We start from the raw sequence: 22,268 nt of genomic DNA, 5'->3' as shown, positions 1-22,268 counted from the left end.
TTTTAAAGAATCATTCACCATTAGTCTTTCACGATTAAACCCATCAAACTGGCAAATAGAATAGCTTGGTCTGTTGAGACTTTGCATCCTTTCAAATCGTCAAAAGTTACGATAAGGGAATTAAACGAGGATGAACTAATATCAATCCCTTTTAATGATGTTTGTGTAAAATTAGCTCCGTCTAGATTACAGGTTTGAAATAGGACACTTTTTAGTTTGCAATCAAAAATATCGGTATCTTTTAAAGAGGAGTTTTGAAATAGAACTTTTTCAAACTTTGTATTTCCAAATGCAGATAAGTTTAAAACGGAATGATCAAACTGAATATTACCGAAGCGCGATTCGGTAAAGTCTACCCCTAATAATTTACAGTTTTTAAAAACAACGCGATGGATAGAAGATTTATTTAGTTTTGCATTGGAAAAGTCACAGTTCTCAAACAAAACGTCTGTTATATCGATATTGTTAAAATCAGTATGAATGAAGCTGCAATTTTTTATCACCATATTATATAATCGAACCCGATTTGTTACCTCATGTTCGAATACGGTGTCCATAATCTGGCACATTTCGAGTTCTTCCTCTTCTTCATAAAAAAGGTCGTGGAAGTTCCTTAATGGTAACTCATCAGATAATCTTGGTAATTCAATTTTCATAGACTAATACCTCTCATATGCTAAGAAGCGAACAGTGCCAAATCACTGTTCGCAACAGCTTATTTCAAGTTACCTGGTACAGATTTCATAATTTTACCTGAATCTAATTTACTGACAGGTGATGTTGCTGGACGTAAAACCTTCATTCCTTTTCACCTCCTTTCAAATGGTGAAAGATATTAGTCCTGTATACTATTTTTCCAAATCAGGTTTAAGGCTTTTTTGATATTCCTTTTCTCGTAAGGGCATGGCCTTTCGCCAGTCATCATCCGATAATATGGGCAATGATTTCCTTGACAGGCTGGCCGGTAGAAACAGGATTGACATACGGTATCCGTTTCTTCTCCAGAGGTCACCCAAAGAGCAATTTTATCATAATTAAGGTCAAGGGTACCATCTTCATGGATTTTTCCAACTTGATTTCTTTCCTCTTCTAATGAAACCGTACATTTATAAAGTTGGCCGTCAGAGCCTACCACTAGAGAGTGAGGTTTAGCTGCATAGCAAACAGAGCCGCTAGGCATTAAGGATCCGGCAACCATAGGACTTAGTCCAATACCGTTAGTTACTGCGTGATTGGAAAACTCCCAAATTTTTGTATTTGCAATGATTCGACTGCACACAGGAAGATCATCATTATTTTCACCACCCCATCGGCCCACAGGTCGAAACAGGATACTAAACCGTTGATCATCAGCAAATTGTTCTTTAATAAACTCTATCAGTCTAGGCATTTCTTCAAGATTGCTGTCATCAAAATTTACCCTGATGGTTATATCAAACGAATCTTCGACTTCTTTCAAGGAAATTAGGTTTTTGATAATGGTATCAAATGTTCTCCCTCCACCGGCAAAATGTCTACGACCGTCATGGACTTCCTCAACCCCGTCAATCGTAATCATAAACTGTCTGATTTCCCAAGAGAGTAATTTTTGGAAAACTTCTTTGGTTAATAAATATCCATTTGTCACAAGATCACAAGCATAATGGATTCGGTTATCCCTAGCACTTTCCATGAAAGAGTGAGAGAGTTCCTCAATAACATCTAATGAAAGCAGGGGTTCACCGCCAAACCAGCTAATATTTAATTGTGAGAGATTAGTAGCTCTTTCTTTTACGAGTGCTTTTAGTCCATTGATGGTGTCGCGGTTCATTTTTCCACGGGTAAACGATTCATAACAGTAGGTGCAGCGGAAGTTACAAGCTTCAGTTGGCATCAGGACGAGGTGCATCACATCTGTCCGGTGCAGAGATTGATGGAGATACTGTGCTCTCCTACTTTCATCTATTTGGCTGGAAACTAAGAACCCATTTTCATATAAGTCATGTTGCATTTCGGTTTCCAGTTCCGTTAATCCTTCTCGTTTAAGAGAGGACAATACGGTTGTTTTCTCATCCTCTGAAAAATGAACTATAGCTCCATTATAACTATTGAAAAGAATAACCCCGTTATCGTCTGTTTTTGATAGGGCATTAAATCTTGATGGAACATAGTTTGTGTTGCTCTTCATGGGAAATTAACCTTCTTTCTTTGGTTCTTCTAATATTCTTCTATTTTGACCCAAGGGTAATCATATTGCTTCGATTTGGAAAATACAAGTCCTTTTACCGCCTTCGGCACCTATTTGCTTTGAATAAGTATGGAATAGGCAAAAATTAGTATAAGAAACCCATAAAACCTTTTCCGTGTTTGAATAGAAAGTGTGCCTTTTTTATTGAAAATGTTAAAGGAAGAAATAATTTAGGCAGTAAGCAGCCATTCCAGAGGATAAATCTGACAAAATTTCGCCATATGTACATTCTGTGAAATGGATTGTTCGTATGAAAAGTATGATTTAACCTACTTGTAGGAGGTGAGTGCAATTGATTGATTATAGAGGTTTTTTGGGCACAACAACTATAGATAAGAATGGTCAAATTGAACTTCCACTATCAATAAGGGAAAAATTTGAGCAGCATGAAAAATTGGTTGTAGCAGGAGGAAGAAATAAAGAATCAATTATTTTGATAAAAGCAGAAACCATGGATAAGCTTGCCTTTTTTCAATTGAATCATTCGAAGAAGTTTGAGAAGTTGGCTAATGACATTTTAGCAAAAGCAGATTTGGCAGATACAAAAATGTCTTTTCCAAACAACAGTAAAGTTATGAATAAAGAAGACTTTTCAGAAAATCGTTTCGATGATGATCATGTGTTAGATTTGTTCGACGAGGCGGAATTTAATGCATTCCTGGAAGAAATTCTAGGCTAATACAGAAAACTATTCTACATATTGGAGAGAAATCCATGACTCATGCACACATAACTACAATTATACTAACTATCATTTTGTTTGGGATTATATTACTCTTACAAAATAAAGGCCGAAGCACAAAAGTTTTGAAAATGATTCTCCGCGTGATGTATCTTTTAATCATCCTAACAGGAGTTATGATGTTGTTCTCTTTATATAAAATAACCATTCTCTATGTTTTAAAAGCTGTTTTAGGAATTCTAATGATTGGCTTATTTGAAATGATTCTTGCAGAGGGGAAAAAGGGGAAAAAGGTGGCAGTTTTTTGGAGTTTGTTTTTGGTCATTTTAATCGTTACAGTTTACCTTGGCCTTAAATTGCCGATGGGAATATATATCTTTTAAAACAGAGAAGTGAAAAACGTTAGAAATTGACATTTTTCACTTCTTCTTTAACTAAACCTGGAGTTTATGCTTGAAATTCATTATGTCTAAAGCCTTTATTAGTGAGGTACACTTCGTACCACGTATATGTAGGTGCTTTAAACCATTCATACTTTGGCAAATATACGACGTATCTTACACTTCCGTCAGCGTCAATTAGGGTCTTAAAGATTCTAACACGGCCAAATCCAAATACTTGATCCAAATAACCTTCCAATCCATCTCTAACCGTATTTTTTCTTTTCTCTTCTTCCTGCTTATAAAGATCGATCATTCCATCCATGAAAATACTAAGCATTATTAATGTTACTGCGATTAACACAAAGATAAAAATTTTGAACAAAACGATTCCCTCCCTTTAATGTTTGTGTACCTAACTACAAATTACTCTAAAATGGTATTAGCCCCACTTCCTTGATAAAATCAATATGATTGTACTGTTGAATGAAAATCAAAAGTGTGACGGAAATAACATAAATTTATGGAAAATAAGAACATTTTTTGAAAAATGCAAGAAAAAAAACAACAACCGATGGTCGTTGCTTTTTTTAGCAATAGTATTTTTAATGGACTAAGCCCCGTTCAAAATGATTCATATCGGTTAATTCAATGATATAGTCAAAGTTATCAATGGAATGTTGGAGCGTTTCTTTTTCCTCTAATGATAGGCTTGGACTTAGTAATTTTTTCTCCAATAATAGTTTAGACTCTTCTAATTTTATCTTTACTACTTGGTAATCCATCTAAAAAACTCCCTTCTTTGTTAAATTAGTTATGAAATCGCTTTATCTATATTTTTATTATAATTATAAAAATTACTATTGAAGCATTGTATATGTTATGAATTTGTGAAAGCTATAAAAATTTTTTTACAATTTAAATCCTTTTTTTTAATGATTTCGTTAACTTAGGTGGAGGTGAGGAAATAAAAAATAAGCAGGAATCCACTACTGGCATCCTGCTTATTTTTCTATTTAGTCGTATATTTCTCCCGAAGTGCTGTAACTCCCTCTTTGCAAACACCATAGGATAACCAGGAGCATCCTTTACAAATATAATCTAAATCATCAGCCTTTACTTTTTCAGCAGTAAGTTGAACTAAAAACGATTTATTATATACAGCCCCATCAATTAATTCTAGATGATGGATGACTTTATTATCCATGGAGAGTACATGCTCATTTGAACCAATGCTTGCTTCACAAGTGGATTTGCCTTTGTGTGGACAAACTGTACAGGTATCATCTAGTGCAGCAACTACTCTTATAGGAAAGTCCATGCGGTCATCCCTGATCTGTTCAACTACCTCTTTCATTTTTGCAATGAATTTAGGGCTATAGCCCATTCCTCGAAATCCGTGAACACATAATAAATGGTGGCCTCTTAACACCAAACTCAACCCGATCACCCCTTCTATTTGGAATTATATCAGTTTTTTTAAAATTTATGTTTGTAACAGATTCTGTGATTAGAAGATTTTATGTTTGATGACTTCTTCTTTATTTTTTGGCTGTGTTAAAGAACAGTGTTGATTTTTTACACTCTGTTGATTGTAGCGGAAGGTGTGAAGACTCCTCGAAAATGCTAACGCATTTCCTTCGTGCGTGGGCGAATTCCAGGAAGAAAATCAATGTCCTGTGGGAGAACGGTTCAGGAGAGACCCCGCAGGCGCAAGCGCCGAGGAGGCTCGCCGAAACGCCCACGAACCGCTTGCACCTGGAGCGGAAATCAACAGACAAGTTTAACAGAGCCTATTTTTTAAAGGTGCATGAGTCTGTCTCCGGAAGGACCCTCTTCTAAACTATTGAACTAGTATACCGAAAATATCAAAGTAGTATACTCTTGTGAGAGTCCCCAACAAAAGACAACTAGAAATAACATAGGAGGGAATTACTTGTTAGGAAATTTTAAATGGTCAAATATTAAGATTGGCGGTAAGTATCTCGTTATTTTCTTATTTATTACCGTTACATTCTTAATTGCTATTTTTATTACTGGTGCTTTTATCCACGGAACTAGCGGTGACATGGATGAAACGGTACAGAAAAATAATGTGGCAAAGTATTCGTCAGATTTGGTTACGTTATTTGATGAAAAATATTTGTTAATCCCGGAGTATCTACTTCTTTCAGATGATAGGAAATTGAATGAGTATTTAGATCTTAGTAAGGAATATACGGTAACAGCCAAAAAATTAAAAAAGAATCTGAGTAAGGATCAGTTATCAACGTTTAACCAAATGGTTGAGAACAATCACAAACTAGATGAATACTTTTTCAGTACGATTGTGCCAAAAGTTCAAGATATTGATACCAGTGAGTTTAAGGTGTTACAGCAGTCTGCTAATGAATTAAAAACAGAAACAGGAAAACTTGGATATGATTTGAAAAATTCAGCGACAAAACTGAGCAATGAAAAAATGGATCAGGCCAAAGAGAATCTTGGAAGATTAATTACGATTCTGATTATTTCTGTCATCAGTTCGATTGCCATTTCTATCTCTCTTCTTTATGTGATGAGCAGGAAAATAAGTAAGAACTTAAATCAAATTGTCTTAAGAAGTAATGATATTGCCAGCGGACAATTGAATAATGAAAACTTAGCCTATCAAGGAAAAGATGAAATTGGTCAACTTTCCGAATCCATTAACGTAATGAGTCAAAGTTTAAGTGAAATGATTTCAGAAATTTCTACTGTTTCAAAGGATGTGGACCGCCAGATTATTACTTTATTTGAATCCTCAAAAGAAGTAAAAACAGGCGGTCAGGAAATTGCTATTTCTATTCAAGAAATGGCGAATGGGTCCACTATTCAGGCAAGAAATGCTTCAAACATTTCACAAAAAACGATGGAATTTAATGAGAATATTTTAAGTGCAAGTGAACAAGGTGAAAAGTTGGTTCGTTTCTCAGATGAGGTATTGCAGGCAGCCATTATTGGAGACAAGCAGATGAAACAATCACTTGAGCAAATGCATGTCATCAACAACGTTGTAGAAAACTCTGTAGACCAAGTTCGTGGATTGGAAAGTAAAACAGAGTCAATTACGGAGATTGTTCACGTCATTAAATCGATTTCGGACCAGACAAATCTTTTGGCATTGAATGCTTCAATTGAAGCAGCACGTGCAGGAGAAGCTGGCAAGAGCTTTGCAGTTGTTGCAACAGAGGTACGTAAATTAGCAGAAGAAGTTTCTAATTCAGTAGAGGGGATCTCAAAGATTATTTTCTCTATTAAAGAGGAAACTTCTAAAATCGCTGAAAATCTCCAAAATGGATACACCGAAGTCAGCAAAGGCAGTCAGCAAATTGAGAACACAGGTCAGCAATTTACAGAAATCAATGATAAAGTGTCACAAATGTCAACTTGGGTAAAATTGATATCCGAGACTTTAACGAAATTTAAACAATCAAGTACCGAAATCAACGATAACATTGTTGATATTGCGGCCATTTCAGAAGAATCAGCCGCTGCTTCAGAAGAAATTTCTGCAGCCGTTTCTCAACAAACAGCCTCTCTCGATATGATTTCAGGCAGCACCAAAAACCTTACGGATATGGTGGAACGTATGAATGCCTTAATCAATCGGTTTAAGCTTTAAAAATAGGGAAGAGAGGAACCATCATGAAAATTCTACATCATAAAACGCTAAAAGCACTATTACTGTTATCTTTGATTACTGTGTTCACTGCAGGCTGTTCCAACAGTCCTGTTAAACATTCTTCAAATCAAAAGCAGATCAAATTAATCTCTGATGAAAATAAACCGTATGTTGGATTTTTAATTGATACGTTAAAGGACGAGCGCTGGTATAAGGATAAAAAATTATTTGAGGGCCAAATCAAATCATTAGGTGGGCAAGTAAAAACATTAGCGGCAAATGGACTTGACGATGTACAGCTTAAACAAGCAGAGCTTCTGATTGAAGAAGGGGTGGATGTCCTTGTGGTTGTTCCACATGACGCTACAATGTCTGCAAAGATTGTTGATTTAGCCCATAAAGCCGGGGTAAAGGTGATATCGTACGACCGGTTAATTAAAGATGCTAAGGTAGATTATTATGTTTCTTTTGACAATGTTAAAGTAGGTGAATTACAGGCTACTGAGATCTTAAAAAAGGTATCAAGTGGTAACTTTGCTTATATTGGCGGGGCGGAATCTGATAACAATGCAATCCTATTCCGTATGGGAGCAATGAAGGTTCTTCAACCTCTTATAGATAAAGGGCAAATCAAACTTGTATACGATAAGTATTCTGACGAATGGAAACCAGAAAATGCGAAAGCAAATATGAAAACGGCTTTAGCTGAAAATGGCAATCAAATTAATGCAGTTATCGCTGCTAATGATGGAACGGCAGGCGGTGCTATCGAATCTTTGGCGTCTGTTGGGTTAGCAGGTACTGTTCCTGTATCCGGTCAAGACGCTGAATTAGCAGGGGTTCGCCGGGTTATTTCGGGGACACAAACCATGACTATTTATAAATCCATCCAACAACTTGCTACTAAATCAGCTGAAGTTGCCATTAAGGCAGCTAAAGGGGAAACCGTTAAAACAAATGTTACTATCAATAATGGTAAAATGGATATTCCATCTATTTTGCTTGACCCTCTTGCTGTAACAAAAGAAAATGTTCGTGATACCGTGATAAAAGATGGCTATCTGACAGAAAATGAAGTGTTTAATCCATAACAAAAATGTTGGCTGGGGGATCATCCCCCGGCCAACATTTTTGTTTATTGCGAAAGCGAGCTCGAACTGGAGAAATTCACTGCATTTTTCAAATCTTTATCTGAAATGCTCACATTAGCATCCTTAAATTCAGATTTTAAAACTTTGAGGATTTTATCTTCTGTCATTTTTGATTCTTTCACTTGATTTGTAAGGGTCTTCTTTAATTCATCAAATGATTGTTTTTTCTTTTTATCCAGTACTTGAATAATATGGTAGCCATATGAAGTTTTAACGGGGGCACTAATTTGATTTTTCTCCAAAGCAAAGGCGGCTTTTTCAAAATCTGCGTCCATTACGCCTGTACCAAACCAGCCGAGATCCCCACCGTTTGAAGCTGTTGCAGTATCCTCTGAATTCTCCTTGGCTAGGTCTTCAAACTTAGCCCCTGCTTTAAGTTTTGCTGCAATGTCATTTGCTTTGGCTTCGTCACTCACTAAAATATGACGTGCCTTAATTTCCGGCTTATAATCAGTGTAAGCATTCTTCAATTCTTTATCGGTTACCTTAATGGTCTTAAACACCGCTTTTTCCTCTAAAAGATTAAGTTTGACTGTTTTTCGGTAAGCTTTCTCATCTGCATAGCCATATTGCTGCAACGTACTAAGAAATTGATCTCCCAGTTGTTCTTTTACCTTTTTAACTTGTGCATCCACTTCAGAATTTGAAACAGAATATTTATTAGATAAGACTTTTTCTATTGCCAGTTGTTGAAGAGTATCGGTACCATATTTTGTTTTCATAGCTTGATATAAATCATCTTGCGTAATATTTCCTGCATCAGATTTCAAGACCGCACTGCTGCTGCAAGCAGATAACCCTAATGCACTAATCATCATTCCTGATAGAATCCATTTTTTCATTTTGTCACTCCTATATAACAGCAGTTTGGAAGTTCGATTCCAAAACTACCGCTTTCAATGAATCCTATCTTACTGAATGAATATGAATAAACCATGAACAAGCTAAGAAAAAATCAAGATTCAGGCAGTAAATGAAAAAAGTGGTGCCTGTCACCACTTTTTTAAAGCCTATAATAGCGACGAAGGGAGTAGGTAATCCATTTACATTGAGGATGATGACGAATGTTTTCGATTAACCCTTTTATGATAGCTGTAGTGTAAATTGGGTGGATTAACTGTTGTTTCAATAGAGTCAATGATTCCTTTTCAATCGATTCATCCAACTCTTCGATTTTTTGATCCAGCATTTCTATTATTTGATCCTCGCTAATTTCTTCGTTCATTGGCTGCAAAATGTTGAGTAACTCATTCGTTGCAAATGTTATAGTAGAATGCTGTGCAAGTATGTTAGTTTTTTCTACGAGGGATTCGGCCAATCGGTTCACATCGACGAGAATATTAAAGAAGACAAACAAATGTGAATACATATTCATGAAGCCTTTAATACTATACATGAGATCATATTTGATTACTTCGACCCTGTCACCATATAATCGTTCAATCATAGAGATGATCGAGTTTTCCATAAGTTTGTCATAGTATTGCATCTTCAAAAATAGTTCTTTATTTAGTTGTGACTGTTCCTTTATTAGAAGCTTGGCAAAATCGGAATGCTTTTGGAAAGACGAGTAGATAGAATAGTAAAATTCGTATAAAAGTTGTTCCGTTTCTGCACTTTTGACCAAGTAGTCAATATCTGCCACAATTTGTATCATAAACTGGTCAATTAAGGCAATGATCAGCTCGTCCTTTGACTTAAAGGACAGGTAAAATGCCCCTTTGGAAATCCCGCATTTGTCGGTTATTTGCTGAACAGAAGTCGACTCAAAGCCTTGTTTTGCAAATAGTTCCAACGCATTTTCCATAATTAATTGTTTTTTAACCATGTTATTATAACGCTCCTAATAGTCTTTTGTTGACAAATGACTCACTGGTCATTATTATAAATAATTGAGTTTGATAAGTCAATTTAGGGTAGGTGTAACAGTGAAAGGGTTAGTCAACTTTGTACTTAGAAATAAACTAGCAGTTTGGCTTCTTACCATTATCATTACCGTTTCAGGAATTTATGCTGGTACACGAATGAACATGGAGACCATTCCGAATATCTCGATTCCATACTTAATGGTAACAGATGTTTATCCGGGTGCCACTCCGGAAAAAGTAATGAAAGATGTTTCAATGCCAATCGAAAAAGCAGTAGAAGGTTTGGACCATGTCAAGGCCGTCTATTCTAATTCCTATTCTAACATGTCCAGTATTCAAGTAGAATACGAGTACGGCATTGATATGGATGAGGCAAAGCGAGAATTAAAGTCTGCATTAGACTCTTTAAAATTGCCAGAAGGGGCACAGGAGCCTACCACGACAGCAATTAGTATGAATATGATGCCGGTAGTGGCCTTGAGTGTAAGCAGCACTAAAGAAGATATCGTCGAATTAACCTCCACCGTTGAGGAAAGTTTACTTCCAAAAATTGAAAAAATCGAAGGTGTCGCGTCGGCTACGATCAATGGTCAGCATATTGAAGAAGTTGACCTGACCTATAATCAAGCCAAATTGGCCCAATTCGGTTTAACTGAAGATAAAGTGAAACAAATGATTCAAGCCAGCAATATGGCTGTGTCCTTAGGACTTTACGAATTTAAGCAGGGGGAACAGGCGGTCGCAATTGATGGCAAGTTCATGACAGCGGTTGAATTAAAGAATATGCTTATCCCGGTCACACCGACAGCTGCAAATCCAACACCATTTGTGAAACTAGGCGATATTGCGAAAATTGAAACCGTCGGTAAAGTAAAATCCATCTCCCGTACAAATGGGAAAGATGCGATTGCTATTCAAATTGTGAAAGGCCAGCAGGCAAACACAGTTGATGTTGTTAATAAGGTAAAACAAGTTATTAAGGATGAAAAGAAAAAAGTCGATGGGCTTGTGATTGATGTAACACTCGACCAAGGCAAACCGATTCAAGAATCGGTGACAACCATGGTTGAAAAAGCAGTCTTTGGTGGATTAATTGCAGTACTAATCATTTTATTGTTCTTACGCGATTTTAAATCGACCATTATTTCAATCGTATCCATTCCAGTATCGATCCTGATGGCTTTATTAATTTTACACTGGATGGGTATCACGCTTAACATTATGACACTTGGTGCGATTACGGTAGCGATTGGGCGGGTAATTGATGACTCCATTGTTGTTGTCGAAAATATTTATCGGAGACTTCACCTAAAAGAGGAAAAATTAAATGGCCGGGCACTTATTCGTGAAGCTACCATTGAAATGTTCAAACCAATTATGTCTTCAACCCTGGTTACTGTCGCCGTATTTGCACCTTTGATTTTTGTTGGCGGAATGGTAGGTGAGTTGTTCGCACCATTCGCGTTGACTATGGCATTTTCATTGGGAGCATCATTACTGGTAGCAATTACTATCGTTCCCGTTCTGTCCCACACTCTATTTAAGAAGAAACTATATGGTGAGAAATCAGAAAAAAATCATAAGGAAGTTGGTAAATTAGCGACTTGGTACAAGGGTTTCTTAAACAAGGCCCTTAGTCATAAAGTGATTTCTTCCATCATTGCCCTTGTCCTTTTAGCCGGAAGCTTAGCATTAACTCCATTGATTGGTTTTAGCTTTATGGGCAGTGAACAAGATAAAGTTATGTATTTAACGTATACACCAAAAGCTGGTGAACTAAAAGAAGATACAATGGATAACGTTAAAAAGGTCGAAGAAAAGATGCTGAAACGTGACGATATTGATATTGTTCAAGTATCTATTACAGAAGCTGGTGACCAATCTGCTGCCATGATGGGCGGCGGTGGAGCAGGCGCCTTAATGTATCTCATCTTTGATCCTGATATGAAGGATTTCCCAAAAGTAAAAGAGAAGATTGAAAACTACGTGAAGAACATCGGTCAATCGGGTACATGGAAGAGCCAGAACTTCTCTTCGATGGGAAGCTCAAATGACGAAGTAAGCTATACCTTCTACAGTGAGAATTTAGATAAATTAAATCAATCTGTGAAAAAAGTTGAAAAAGTCATGAAGAAAAACAAAAACTTAAAAGATGTGACTTCAAGTGCCGAGGAAGCTTATGTAGAATATACTTTCCGTGTTGATCAGGCCAATTTATTAAAATATGGTTTAACCACTGGGCAGCTTGTGATGATGTTAAGTCCGCAAAAAACACAAGATGTTCTAACAACAGTTGAAAAAGATGGAACTTCATTAGATGTCATTGTTCAGCAGGAACAATCGGCTCAACCGGAGTCCGTTGACGAAATGTTAGCAAAGCCGGTACCTACTGCATTCGGCACTACGATGCCGCTTAATCAGCTGGTTACAGTGAAAAAGGGAACAACCTATAATACCCTTGCACGCAGTAAAGGGGAATATTACGCAACTGTAACGGGTAAAATCACAAGCAAGGATATTTCAAAAGTAACTTCTAAGGTTGGGAAACAAATTGATAAAATGGATTTGCCAAAAGGTGTAACTGTAGGAGTTGCCGGAGTCCAGGCAGACATGACCGAAACCTTTACACAGCTCGGTGCGGCAATGGCAGCAGCGATTGCGATCGTCTATTTCATCTTGGTCGTTACCTTCCGTGAAGGCGTTGCACCGTTTGCGATTCTGTTCTCATTACCTTTTGCCGTGATTGGTTCCTTTGTAGGTTTATTAATCTCCGGTGAAACCATTTCAGTATCCGTTATGATGGGATTACTGATGTTAATCGGTATTGTCGTCACGAATGCCATTGTTCTTGTCGACAGGATTATTCATATGGAGCGGGATGGATTACTAATGCGTGAAGCCGTGTTAGAGGCCGGGGCGACAAGACTTCGTCCGATTCTAATGACCGCCATCGCTACAGTTGGTGCGTTAATTCCGTTGGCACTTGGTGAAGGTGGCGGGGGATTAATCTCCAAAGGCTTAGCCATTACCGTAATAGGAGGTTTAACAAGTTCAACGCTGTTAACCCTTATAGTGGTACCAATCGTATATGAAGTATTATCCAAACTGTTTAAGAAAAATCGTAAGGAAATTGAGGAAAACTAAAATTTAAAAAGAGGCGGGAATTGTGTCCCGTCTCTTTTTCTGTAGATCAAATTAACTTTATTCTAATGGAATTCTGATTTTCTTAGAGAATTTCCTGTTTCTTAACAAATAAATTATTTTACTCCAACTGCGTCATACGACTTATTGACGGAATCTACTTCCACTGAACCAGCTCCATAGAGATCGGCTGCTGCTTGAACAAGGGCAGCCCGAGCTTGGCTGAAGGTTGCAGAAGCAGTTAAATACACTGTATTGGCGCGGTAGTAGATTTGCCCAACCTTGTCGTTCCCAATTCCATTAACGGTTACCCCATAATGTGTGCCGCCTTTAGCCAATAGGTAGGCAGCCTTATTGATAATTCCGCTGTTTGTATGAACTCCACCATTATCGCTTGTCCCAGTGTAACGTTTCGAGTAATGATCCGGATCACCATACTTAGTTGGGTCACTCATAGAACGAAGGGCATCATTTGCTACCTTAGGTGTATAAATATCTTCGCCAATTTCATAATCTGGAGTTTTATTATTATAAAATTCTACTAACGTACCAAAAATGTCGGAGATCGCTTCATTTAATGCTCCCGATTCGTTTTGATAGATGAGGTCGGAACTTGTGTCGGTTACAGCATGGGTAAGTTCGTGTGCTACCACGTCTACACCGCCTGATAATGGAATGAAGGTTGTACCGTCACCGTCTCCATATACCATTTGGGTACCGTTCCAAAATGCATTATTGTAATTTCGGTTATAGTGAACAGAAGATTTTAATGCAGAACCTTTGTCATCATAAGAATTGCGATTAAACACATTTTTATAATAATCAAATGTTTTTCCTGCATAATAATGGGCGTCGACAGCAGCAGATTCATTCGTGCTATTTAACAGAGTATCAGCGCTTGCCCATAAGGTTCCAGGCAATCGTGAGCGACTGGCAGCATCATAAGTATAAATTCCGGCACCCCTTGTTTGATCTTGCAGATAATAGGTTGAGCCGGAAAGAATCATATTTAAACTCTTGGAATCTCCCAAAACACCGACTCCTGAGCCTGTAGTATCGGTAGTAAGGCTGGTTCCGCCGCCAGACTTAGCTTGATCAAGATCATTATATTTATTTAAGATTTTTCCTGTGGATGCTTCGATAAAATAGTTATAGTTCCCGGGCTCTGGTGATAGGAAATTTAAGTTTACTAGATAGGCATAAACAGCATCGGAGCCTACTGTATAAACAACCAGTTCAGAGGTAGGTGCCTTTTCATAATCAGGTGTATAGCCAAGATCCGCTTCTGCAATGTTAATGGCTTTATTGGCATTTACCTTCTTCTCTGTTTTTAGGCCTTTTTTCGTTTCGAGATTTGGAGTGACAGTACCGGATAATGTGGTAAGGACACCTTCATTAGATACTAGGGCCGCTTGTGTAGAACCCCATACAGGAACACCATTATATACTTGTTGCATTCTAATGGAAGAACCAAGCTTGTCCTTTTTGATGGAAGTAAATTTGAAGGATTCTTGAGCGGACTTTGCGCCCAGCTTGTACTTGTCTTTGTTGCCATTTAGATAATCAAGAACAATGCTGTCTGCACTTTTGGTGGATGGTTGAGTAAGATTGCCTGAAATGAATTCCGGTGATCCAACTGCTTGATTATATTTGTAGTTGGATAACACATTTTTTGGCGCTGCTAAGGATGAAACAGGAGAGAAGGCACTCGCGGCCAAACCGAGTGACAACCCAAGGGCTACTACTTTCTTCTTCACTAAAATTCCCCCTAATACAAAAAATGGTAGTGCAAGACCTATAATATCACCTAATTGGCAATATTTGTACTTTTTTTAAGATTTTGAATATATTTTACTATAGTGATAAACTCAATATGTTACTCAAGAAGGAGAAACGATTATATTCTTTTAAAAAACGATTAAATTAAGTTAGTAGAGAAAATACTAAACCCAAAAATGAGATGTTAAAGGAGATCAAATGACAAATAATAAAGACGTAGGATGGAATTTTGACAATAGTTATGCCCGGCTACCGCAGTCATTTTATAGCCATCAGAACCCCACATCGGTAAAGCTGCCCGATTTGATCATATTGAATGTGGAGCTGGCAAAAACTTTAGGGCTGAATCTCGATCCATTGCAAAATGATGAGGGAGTTGCTGTGTTTGCCGGAAACAAGATTCCTGAAGGTGCTTCACCGCTTGCTCAGGCCTATGCAGGTCATCAATTTGGCCATTTTACGATGCTGGGTGATGGTCGTGCTGTGTTGCTGGGTGAGCAGATTGTTCCCACAGGTGAACGATTAGACCTTCAGCTAAAGGGTTCTGGGAGAACGCCATACTCTCGAGGAGGTGATGGTCGGGCAGCTCTCGGACCAATGTTGCGAGAGTATATCATTAGTGAGGCCATGCATGCACTTGGAATACCGACCACCCGCAGTCTGGCTGTAGTGACGACCGGTGAATCCATCATTCGCGAATCCATTCTACCTGGTGCGATTTTAACCAGGGTGGCCGCCAGTCACATCCGCGTAGGTACTTTCCAATATGCAGCTGGAAAAGGCAATATAGAAGAACTCCGAATTTTTGTTGACTATACCATTAACCGTCATTATCCGAATATCAATAACGACGAAAATAAATATCTGTCACTGCTTAAAGAAGTAATCAATAGGCAGGCAGAATTGATTGCCAAATGGCAGTTGGTAGGTTTTATCCATGGAGTGATGAACACGGATAACATGGCGATTAGCGGTGAAACAATCGATTATGGTCCATGTGCGTTTATGGATATTTACGATCCAGATACGGTTTTCAGTTCAATTGATACCCAAGGACGCTACGCTTATGGTAATCAGCCCTATATCGGTGGATGGAATCTTGCCCGGTTTGCGGAATCTCTTTTACCCTTACTTCATGAAAATCAGGAAAAAGCGGTTGAAATGGCTCAAGACGAGATTTCTAATTATATGGATATATATCAGAAAAATTGGCTCAAGGGAATGCGAGCTAAGCTTGGAATAATTAATGAAGAACACGAGGATCAGTCATTAGCCGAAGAGTTGCTAACTATCATGAAACAATATCGTGCCGATTACACCAATACCTTTCGAGCCTTAACGTTTGAAAAAATGGAGGATACGGTACTGGGTGGCGTACCTGAGTTCACAAAGTGGGTTGAACGTTGGAAAGAACGAGTTGGAAGGCAACAGGAATCGTCAGCCGCCATCCAACAACTGATGCAAACCAATAATCCTGCAGTGATTCCTCGTAACCATCGGGTAGAAGAAGCACTGGCTGCTGCCGTGAATGATGGGGATCTCAGTGTGATGGAAAAATTGCTAAAAGCGCTGGCAAATCCATTCGCCCACTCTACGGAACAGGCTGAATACTGTTCCTTGCCTGAACCATCAGAACGGCCTTACAGAACTTTTTGTGGGACATAATTTTGTAGTTGCCGGTAACACATTTCATTATTTTTATTAAGAGTATCAAAAACCCACTTGACAACTAGGAAAACTCAGAATAAAATGAATATAATTTAATAAACGACAAGTCGATTGGACCACCAAAGGCTTATACTCCATTAACAGAGTATAAGCCTTTTTCTGTCCAAATGAAGGCTGCCGATCAGTCCACTGAAGGCTGCTTATTTTTAGTTGTGCTCTAGAACAATTCACTATTCATGAGCAATTTTCTAAAATTAGGCAGCCTTTTTATTTTTAAAAAGGGGGAAATACAAATGTCTATTCAGAAAAAGCTGGGTTTCAAATTTTCACTGGTTATTATTTTATTGGCTATGGTTCTTGCTGCATGCAGCAGTGAGACTAGTGGCAATCAGAGTACAAAGAAAAAGGAGAAAGATAAAACGGCCGAAACGAAAGCTCCTGTTGAATTACTAAATGTTTCTTATGACCCGACTCGAGAACTTTATGAACAGTATAACCAGGAATTTGCGAAGTATTGGAAAGAGAAAACGGGCCAGCAGGTCACCATTCAACAGTCTCATGGTGGTTCTGGAAAACAAGGAAGAGCTGTCATCGATGGGCTTGAAGCTGATGTCGTCACGCTGGCCCTTGCTTATGATATTGATGAGATTGCTAATATGGGAGGATTGCTTTCAAAGGATTGGCAAAAGAAGTTGGAGGATAATTCCACGCCTTATACATCGACCATTGTGTTTCTTGTCAGAAAAGGGAATCCGAAGGGGATCAAGGATTGGGATGACTTAACCAAAAAAGGGGTCTCGGTAATCACACCAAATCCGAAAACCTCAGGAGGGGCTAGATGGAATTATTTAGCGGCATGGGCATACGCGCAGAAAAAATATAACAATGATGAAGAAAAAATCAAAGACTTTATGGGCCAATTATATAAAAATGTTGAAGTGCTAGACTCTGGTGCAAGGGGTGCTACAACCACATTTGTGGAGCGGGGAATTGGCGATGTATTAATTGCCTGGGAAAACGAAGCCTTCTTAACCCTTAATGAGCTTGGAAAAGATAAGTTTGAAATTGTTGTGCCATCCCTGAGTATTTTGGCAGAGCCACCAGTCGCAGTTGTCGATAAGGTAGTTGATAAAAAGGGAACAAGAGAAGTAGCAGAGGCGTACTTGAAATACTTATATTCCGAAAAAGGACAGGAGATTATCGCCAAAAATTATTACCGCCCAAGGAATGAAAGTGTTCTTGCTAAGTACTCAAATGTATTTCCAAAAATCAATTTGGTGACCATCGATGATGATTTTGGCGGCTGGAAAAAGGCCCAGGAAAAACACTTTAATGATGGTGGGACATTTGACCAAATCTATCAACCAAAATAAGAAGATTCCTATATTTAGAGGTGCTCATGGTGGGCACCTCTGATGTACTAGAGCGAAAGGGGTCAACCTCATGGCTTATTTAAAAAAAATCAAAATGAAAAAGCATGGTCCACTACCGGGATTTGGCTTATCACTAGGTTTTACGGTTTTCTACATCAGCCTACTTGTTCTTCTGCCTTTATCCATGATCTTTATAAATTCTTTTGCAGCCCCTTGGTCAAAAATTTGGCAGACCATTACCGAACCAAGAGTTGTTGCATCCTATAGGCTTAGCATCGGTGCCTCGTTAGTAGCTGCAGCGATTAATGCTGTATTCGGGGTTTTAATCTCTTGGGTATTAGTTCGTTATCGCTTTCCAGGCAGAAAAATAATCGATGGACTAGTTGATTTACCATTTGCTCTGCCGACGGCGATTGCTGGGATTGCCTTAACGACTTTGTACACTGAGCAGGGCTGGATTGGACAATTTCTTAGTTTTAAAGTGGCTTTTACTCCATTAGGAATTACTCTTGCATTGACATTTATTGGGCTACCATTTGTGGTTAGAACCGTACAACCGGTATTGCAAAATGTTAATAAAGAACTGGAAGAGGCTTCGGAAAGTCTTGGAGCTACGCGTGTCCAAACCTTTATTAAAGTCATTTTTCCTGAACTTATCCCTGCTATTTTGACAGGCTTTGCTTTGGCATTTGCAAGAGCACTAGGCGAGTATGGCTCGGTTGTTTTCATTGCTGGGAATATGCCGATGAAAACGGAAATAACTCCATTGCTAATCATGACGAAACTAGAACAATATGATTATGCAGGTGCCACCGCTATCGCTGCAGTGATGCTCATTTTTTCATTCATATTATTACTGATTCTGAATTTGTTGCAATGGTGGACGAACCGAAAATTTGCATAAAGGGGGCATTTACAAATGGCAGGAAATGTATCGATGAACTACACGAGTACACCTTTACAAAGTTCAAGTAAAAATTCTGAATCCGGCTGGGTTCGCTGGACTCTAATTTTGATTGCGTTAGGTTTTTTAACACTATTTTTAGTACTGCCACTTGTGGCTATTTTTATAAAAGCATTTGAAAAAGGTTGGGATGTCTATCTATCAGCAATAAGCAGTCCTGATGCTCTATCGGCGATTAAGTTAACTGGATTGATTGCCCTGATTTCAGTTCCAGTTAATGCGATTTTTGGAGTTATCGCCGCCTGGGCTGTTACAAAATTTCAGTTTAGAGGTAAAAGTGTTCTGATTACGATTATAGACTTGCCATTTGCCATTTCCCCGGTTATAGCAGGCTTGGTCTTTGTGTTATTATTCAGTGTTCATGGATTGTTTGGAACATGGCTACTAGATCATAATTTCAAAATAATTTTTGCCGTACCGGGGATTGCCCTTGCTACCCTTTTAGTAACGTTTCCTTTTGTTGCTCGGGAACTGATTCCATTAATGCAGACACAAGGAACGGCTGATGAAGAAGCATCGCTAACTTTGGGTGCCAGTGGCTTGAAGACTTTTTTGTTGGTGACCTTGCCAAATATCAAATGGGGTTTATTATATGGAATGATCCTTTGCACTGCAAGAGCCATTGGAGAATTTGGAGCTGTTTCCGTCGTTTCAGGACATATTCGTGGTGTAACAAATACAATGCCGCTTCATATCGAAATTCTCTATAATGAATATCAATTTTCTGCAGCTTTTGCGGTAGCCTCTTTAATGTCCCTCTTTGCGATTATTACTCTAGTAGTAAAAAATATGATTGAGTGGAAAACGAAAAAAAGTATTTTAATTGAAAAGGGAGATGACTAATATGAGTATACAAATTCAAAACATATCTAAATCATTTGGCTCATTTCTCGCCCTTGATAACATAAATTTGGATATTCAAACTGGGGAACTTGTTGCATTGCTAGGGCCATCCGGATCGGGAAAAACCTCTTTATTGAGAATAATAGCTGGTTTAGAATCGGCAAATCGTGGATCGATTCTTTTTGGTGAGGAGGATATGACCGATGTCAGCACAAAAGAAAGAAAGGTTGGCTTTGTATTTCAACATTATGCCTTGTTTCGCCACATGACCGTTTTTGAGAATATAGCATATGGCCTTAGAGTACGTCCGAGAAAAACACGACCTTCCAAGCAAGATATAATGGAAAAGGTTTCTGAATTATTAAAACTTGTGAAACTTGAGAGTTTTGCAGACCGTTATCCGGCCCAATTATCAGGCGGACAGCGCCAAAGAGTGGCTTTAGCAAGGGCACTAGCGGTTGAGCCTAAAGTATTATTGCTCGATGAACCTTTCGGAGCTCTTGATGCGAAAGTAAGGAAGGATTTGCGCAGATGGTTAAGAAGGCTCCATGACGAATACCAAATTACCAGCATTTTTGTTACCCATGACCAAGAGGAGGCCCTTGATGTGGCAGACCGGATTGTGGTCATGAATGAAGGGCAAATTGAACAGATTGGAACACCTGAAGAAGTTTATGAACATCCAATTAGCCCTTTTGTCTATCACTTTTTAGGAAATGTCAATTTGTTTAAAGGGCGCTTGCATAATGGAAAGCTAAACGATGGCAGCTTTGAAATTGCCGCGCCGAATGAATATGCAGGAAAAATGAATACAGAGGCAGTCGGGTATGTAAGACCACATGATATTGGCATTAATCGGGAAGAAAGCAGGGACTCTGTAAGAGCAAAAATAACTCATATTCATTTCGTGGGTTCAGTTGTTCAAATTGAAATGGTACGATGGGACAATAATGAGTATATAGAAGCAGAAATCACAAAGGAATATTTTCGTCTTCTTGATTTAAAAACGGGTGAGGATGTGTGTATTAAACCGAAGCAAATGAAGGTTTTTTTACAGGATTAGGCACTTTGAAATAAGTTCTCCCATATTTGCTGAATAATTTTATCTAAAAATAAAAGGATTATTAGATAGGTCTGTAGAACTATAATTATGTGTTATTAATACATTTTTCTGTATTTTTCTACAAGAAGGAGTTGGCAAATATGGAGAACAATTTGAAAGTGTTAGTTTGTGATGATTCTGCATTAATCCGTAAGAAATTGCGGGGTATGCTAGAAAAGTGTAAATGTAAAGAAATTATCGAGGCGGAAAATGGTAATGTTGCAATTGAGTCAGTAAAGCACAATCAGCCTGACTTAATTTTTATGGATATTGTAATGCCAGATAAAGACGGAATTGAAGCGTTAACTGAAATCAAAGAAATCAGCCCTACTAGTAAAGTTGTGATGGCATCCTCAGTTGGTACAAAGGAACACCTAAAAAAGGCCCTTGAAAATGGTGCCTATGACTTTATCCAGAAACCAATTTCCCTTGATTCTATTGTGAATCTTTTAGAAAAGATCATAAAGGAGGGGAAAGTGAATGTTTAGTCAGTATTTTGGTCATTATTTACTCAATTGCGGCTTAATTACTCGGGAGCAGTTGGCTGACGCATTAGAATATCAGCAATCTGTTCATGTCAAATTTGGTGTAATCGCCATCGATGAGGGGTTTATGACACCTTCACAGGTGGAAGAGGTTCATGAGAAACAAAAACAAGTCGATAAGCGCTTTGGGGAAATTGCAGTAGAATTAGGCTACCTATCAAATGACCAAGTAGAGTCATTAATTTCTGTACAAAAGCAAGGCCATTTATTCCTAGCACAATCGTTGGTTGACCGTGGTTACATGAATATTGAACAGTTTGGCCAAGCCTTAGACGAATATAAAAGGGATAATAGTCTTTCAGATGATCAATTTGAAGCTATTAAGAGCGGAAATGTGGAGACATTAGTTAACAGCATTCTTTCAAAAGAAAAGGATACATATGGTGAATATCTCTCCCTTTTTGCGAAAAATATGATTCGTTTTATAGATGACCAAATGTACTTAGAAGTAGCTGAACAGGAGAATACGCAGCAGCAAAACTGGTTGGTTTATCAAGAAATTGTTGGTAACGATCCACTGTTCACTGCGATTACTGCTAACAAGGATGTATTTCTTTATCTGGCGTCGAAGTATGCCGAGGAAGAACTTACAGAAATGGATGAACTAGCACAAGCATCTGTCAGCGAATTTCTAAACTTACATAATGGAATATATTTAGTAAATAAGTCCAACAAAGGCGTGGAGCTAAATATGAAGCCACAGAAACTAAAGGAAAAGGCCTCTGTTTCCGGTAATACTTTTGTAGTTACAGTCCAAACAACTAAAGGGCCATTCCAGCTCATTTTATCGAACCAACCTGAGCAGGTATCGATTAGTTTAGGAGAATAACTATAGCAAAAGGCAATCCGATATGGATTGTCCTTTTTTATTAGCAACATTTCCCTATTAAACTATTATGATT

The 22,268-nt window shown here is 38.2% G+C and carries 20 protein-coding genes; 12 read left to right on the top strand and 8 right to left on the bottom strand.

What is annotated here, in order from left to right:
- Positions 1-20: 20 nt before the first annotated feature.
- Both ACI3K6_RS11895 and ACI3K6_RS11890 read right to left on the bottom strand, forming a co-directional pair.
- Entirely contained in the window at positions 21-656 is a 636-nt protein-coding gene (locus ACI3K6_RS11895; RefSeq protein ID WP_335478608.1) for a pentapeptide repeat-containing protein, read from the bottom strand.
- A gap of 179 nt (positions 657-835) precedes the next feature.
- Positions 836-2,167 carry a radical SAM protein gene (locus ACI3K6_RS11890; protein WP_435554993.1) on the bottom strand — a complete coding sequence of 444 codons (1,332 nt, stop codon included), beginning with the start codon at positions 2,165-2,167 and terminating at the stop codon, positions 836-838.
- 352 nt (positions 2,168-2,519) lie between these two features.
- On the opposite strand from ACI3K6_RS11890, the gene ACI3K6_RS11885 reads away from it, so the two are divergent.
- On the top strand, positions 2,520-2,906 hold the full coding sequence (locus ACI3K6_RS11885) for an AbrB/MazE/SpoVT family DNA-binding domain-containing protein (protein WP_435554992.1): 387 nt from the start codon (positions 2,520-2,522) through the stop codon (positions 2,904-2,906).
- A 35-nt stretch (positions 2,907-2,941) separates the two neighbouring features.
- Complete coding sequence (locus ACI3K6_RS11880; protein WP_335478602.1) at positions 2,942-3,292, top strand: DUF1516 family protein; 351 nt, start codon at positions 2,942-2,944, stop codon at positions 3,290-3,292.
- 64 nt (positions 3,293-3,356) lie between these two features.
- On the opposite strand, the gene ACI3K6_RS11875 is transcribed toward ACI3K6_RS11880, so the two are convergent.
- The 3 genes from ACI3K6_RS11875 to ACI3K6_RS11865 all read right to left on the bottom strand — a co-directional run bounded on the left by ACI3K6_RS11875 (position 3,357) and on the right by ACI3K6_RS11865 (position 4,676).
- A complete protein-coding gene (locus tag ACI3K6_RS11875; RefSeq protein WP_335478600.1) occupies positions 3,357-3,674 on the bottom strand; it encodes a hypothetical protein in 318 nt (105 codons plus the stop codon).
- A gap of 220 nt (positions 3,675-3,894) precedes the next feature.
- Positions 3,895-4,074 (bottom strand): DUF3896 family protein, encoded by a 180-nt coding sequence (locus ACI3K6_RS11870; RefSeq protein ID WP_435554991.1) that lies wholly within the window; start codon positions 4,072-4,074, stop codon positions 3,895-3,897.
- A gap of 227 nt (positions 4,075-4,301) precedes the next feature.
- Positions 4,302-4,676, bottom strand: a complete 375-nt coding sequence (locus ACI3K6_RS11865; protein ID WP_435555237.1) for a DUF1284 domain-containing protein — start codon at positions 4,674-4,676, stop codon at positions 4,302-4,304.
- Positions 4,677-5,225: 549 nt separating this feature from the next.
- On the opposite strand from ACI3K6_RS11865, the gene ACI3K6_RS11860 reads away from it, so the two are divergent.
- On the top strand, positions 5,226-6,932 hold the full coding sequence (locus ACI3K6_RS11860; protein WP_435554990.1) for a methyl-accepting chemotaxis protein: 1,707 nt from the start codon (positions 5,226-5,228) through the stop codon (positions 6,930-6,932).
- A gap of 23 nt (positions 6,933-6,955) precedes the next feature.
- Positions 6,956-8,023, top strand: coding sequence for a sugar ABC transporter substrate-binding protein (locus tag ACI3K6_RS11855; protein WP_435554989.1), 1,068 nt, complete (start codon positions 6,956-6,958; stop codon positions 8,021-8,023).
- 44 nt (positions 8,024-8,067) lie between these two features.
- Here the strand turns inward: ACI3K6_RS11855 and ACI3K6_RS11850 are convergent, their stop codons facing one another.
- Together ACI3K6_RS11850 and ACI3K6_RS11845 are read right to left on the bottom strand one after the other, a co-directional pair.
- A complete protein-coding gene (locus ACI3K6_RS11850) occupies positions 8,068-8,925 on the bottom strand; it encodes a peptidylprolyl isomerase (protein ID WP_435554988.1) in 858 nt (285 codons plus the stop codon).
- A gap of 161 nt (positions 8,926-9,086) precedes the next feature.
- Positions 9,087-9,911, bottom strand: coding sequence for a TetR/AcrR family transcriptional regulator (locus ACI3K6_RS11845; protein WP_435554987.1), 825 nt, complete (start codon positions 9,909-9,911; stop codon positions 9,087-9,089).
- A gap of 100 nt (positions 9,912-10,011) precedes the next feature.
- On the opposite strand from ACI3K6_RS11845, the gene ACI3K6_RS11840 reads away from it, so the two are divergent.
- Entirely contained in the window at positions 10,012-13,095 is a 3,084-nt protein-coding gene (locus ACI3K6_RS11840; protein ID WP_435554986.1) for an efflux RND transporter permease subunit, read from the top strand.
- Between the two features lie 113 nt (positions 13,096-13,208).
- Here the strand turns inward: ACI3K6_RS11840 and ACI3K6_RS11835 are convergent, their stop codons facing one another.
- Positions 13,209-14,849, bottom strand: a complete 1,641-nt coding sequence (locus ACI3K6_RS11835; RefSeq protein ID WP_435554985.1) for a M4 family metallopeptidase — start codon at positions 14,847-14,849, stop codon at positions 13,209-13,211.
- A 220-nt stretch (positions 14,850-15,069) separates the two neighbouring features.
- On the opposite strand from ACI3K6_RS11835, the gene ACI3K6_RS11830 reads away from it, so the two are divergent.
- From ACI3K6_RS11830 to ACI3K6_RS11800, 7 genes are all read left to right on the top strand, one after another.
- Complete coding sequence (locus ACI3K6_RS11830; protein ID WP_435554984.1) at positions 15,070-16,536, top strand: protein adenylyltransferase SelO; 1,467 nt, start codon at positions 15,070-15,072, stop codon at positions 16,534-16,536.
- Between the two features lie 296 nt (positions 16,537-16,832).
- Complete coding sequence (locus ACI3K6_RS11825; protein WP_435554983.1) at positions 16,833-17,912, top strand: sulfate ABC transporter substrate-binding protein; 1,080 nt, start codon at positions 16,833-16,835, stop codon at positions 17,910-17,912.
- 70 nt (positions 17,913-17,982) lie between these two features.
- Positions 17,983-18,816, top strand: a complete 834-nt coding sequence (cysT, locus tag ACI3K6_RS11820; protein WP_435554982.1) for a sulfate ABC transporter permease subunit CysT — start codon at positions 17,983-17,985, stop codon at positions 18,814-18,816.
- Between the two features lie 15 nt (positions 18,817-18,831).
- Complete coding sequence (gene cysW, locus ACI3K6_RS11815) at positions 18,832-19,719, top strand: sulfate ABC transporter permease subunit CysW (protein WP_435554981.1); 888 nt, start codon at positions 18,832-18,834, stop codon at positions 19,717-19,719.
- A 1-nt stretch (position 19,720) separates the two neighbouring features.
- Positions 19,721-20,782: a sulfate/molybdate ABC transporter ATP-binding protein gene (locus tag ACI3K6_RS11810; RefSeq protein WP_435554980.1), complete on the top strand. Its 1,062-nt coding sequence runs from the start codon at positions 19,721-19,723 to the stop codon at positions 20,780-20,782.
- A gap of 140 nt (positions 20,783-20,922) precedes the next feature.
- Positions 20,923-21,309 (top strand): response regulator, encoded by a 387-nt coding sequence (locus tag ACI3K6_RS11805; protein ID WP_435554979.1) that lies wholly within the window; start codon positions 20,923-20,925, stop codon positions 21,307-21,309.
- On the top strand, positions 21,302-22,195 hold the full coding sequence (locus tag ACI3K6_RS11800) for a hypothetical protein (RefSeq protein ID WP_435554978.1): 894 nt from the start codon (positions 21,302-21,304) through the stop codon (positions 22,193-22,195). The genes ACI3K6_RS11805 and ACI3K6_RS11800 overlap by 8 nt, the downstream gene beginning before the upstream one ends.
- Positions 22,196-22,268 lie beyond the last annotated feature (73 nt).

The sequence above is a fragment of the Neobacillus solisequens genome (genome assembly GCF_051233465.1).
Classification (GTDB): domain Bacteria; phylum Bacillota; class Bacilli; order Bacillales; family Cytobacillaceae; genus Neobacillus.
The sequence above is the reverse complement of the archived record's forward strand: the minus strand, read 5'-3'. Positions and strand labels throughout refer to the sequence as shown.

Bases quoted from the DNA above. Each gene is read 5' to 3' on its own strand.
- ACI3K6_RS11895 (WP_335478608.1), bottom strand. From the start codon at position 656: ATGAAAATTGAATTACCAAGATTATCTGATGAGTTACCATTAAGGAAC.
- ACI3K6_RS11890 (WP_435554993.1), bottom strand. From the start codon at position 2,167: ATGAAGAGCAACACAAACTATGTTCCATCAAGATTTAATGCCCTATCA.
- ACI3K6_RS11880 (WP_335478602.1), top strand. From the start codon at position 2,942: ATGACTCATGCACACATAACTACAATTATACTAACTATCATTTTGTTT.
- ACI3K6_RS11870 (WP_435554991.1), bottom strand. From the start codon at position 4,074: ATGGATTACCAAGTAGTAAAGATAAAATTAGAAGAGTCTAAACTATTA.
- ACI3K6_RS11865 (WP_435555237.1), bottom strand. From the start codon at position 4,676: ATGGGCTATAGCCCTAAATTCATTGCAAAAATGAAAGAGGTAGTTGAA.
- ACI3K6_RS11855 (WP_435554989.1), top strand. From the start codon at position 6,956: ATGAAAATTCTACATCATAAAACGCTAAAAGCACTATTACTGTTATCT.
- ACI3K6_RS11850 (WP_435554988.1), bottom strand. From the start codon at position 8,925: ATGAAAAAATGGATTCTATCAGGAATGATGATTAGTGCATTAGGGTTA.
- ACI3K6_RS11845 (WP_435554987.1), bottom strand. From the start codon at position 9,911: ATGGTTAAAAAACAATTAATTATGGAAAATGCGTTGGAACTATTTGCA.
- ACI3K6_RS11830 (WP_435554984.1), top strand. From the start codon at position 15,070: ATGACAAATAATAAAGACGTAGGATGGAATTTTGACAATAGTTATGCC.
- ACI3K6_RS11825 (WP_435554983.1), top strand. From the start codon at position 16,833: ATGTCTATTCAGAAAAAGCTGGGTTTCAAATTTTCACTGGTTATTATT.
- cysT (WP_435554982.1), top strand. From the start codon at position 17,983: ATGGCTTATTTAAAAAAAATCAAAATGAAAAAGCATGGTCCACTACCG.
- cysW (WP_435554981.1), top strand. From the start codon at position 18,832: ATGGCAGGAAATGTATCGATGAACTACACGAGTACACCTTTACAAAGT.
- ACI3K6_RS11810 (WP_435554980.1), top strand. From the start codon at position 19,721: ATGAGTATACAAATTCAAAACATATCTAAATCATTTGGCTCATTTCTC.
- ACI3K6_RS11805 (WP_435554979.1), top strand. From the start codon at position 20,923: ATGGAGAACAATTTGAAAGTGTTAGTTTGTGATGATTCTGCATTAATC.
- ACI3K6_RS11800 (WP_435554978.1), top strand. From the start codon at position 21,302: ATGTTTAGTCAGTATTTTGGTCATTATTTACTCAATTGCGGCTTAATT.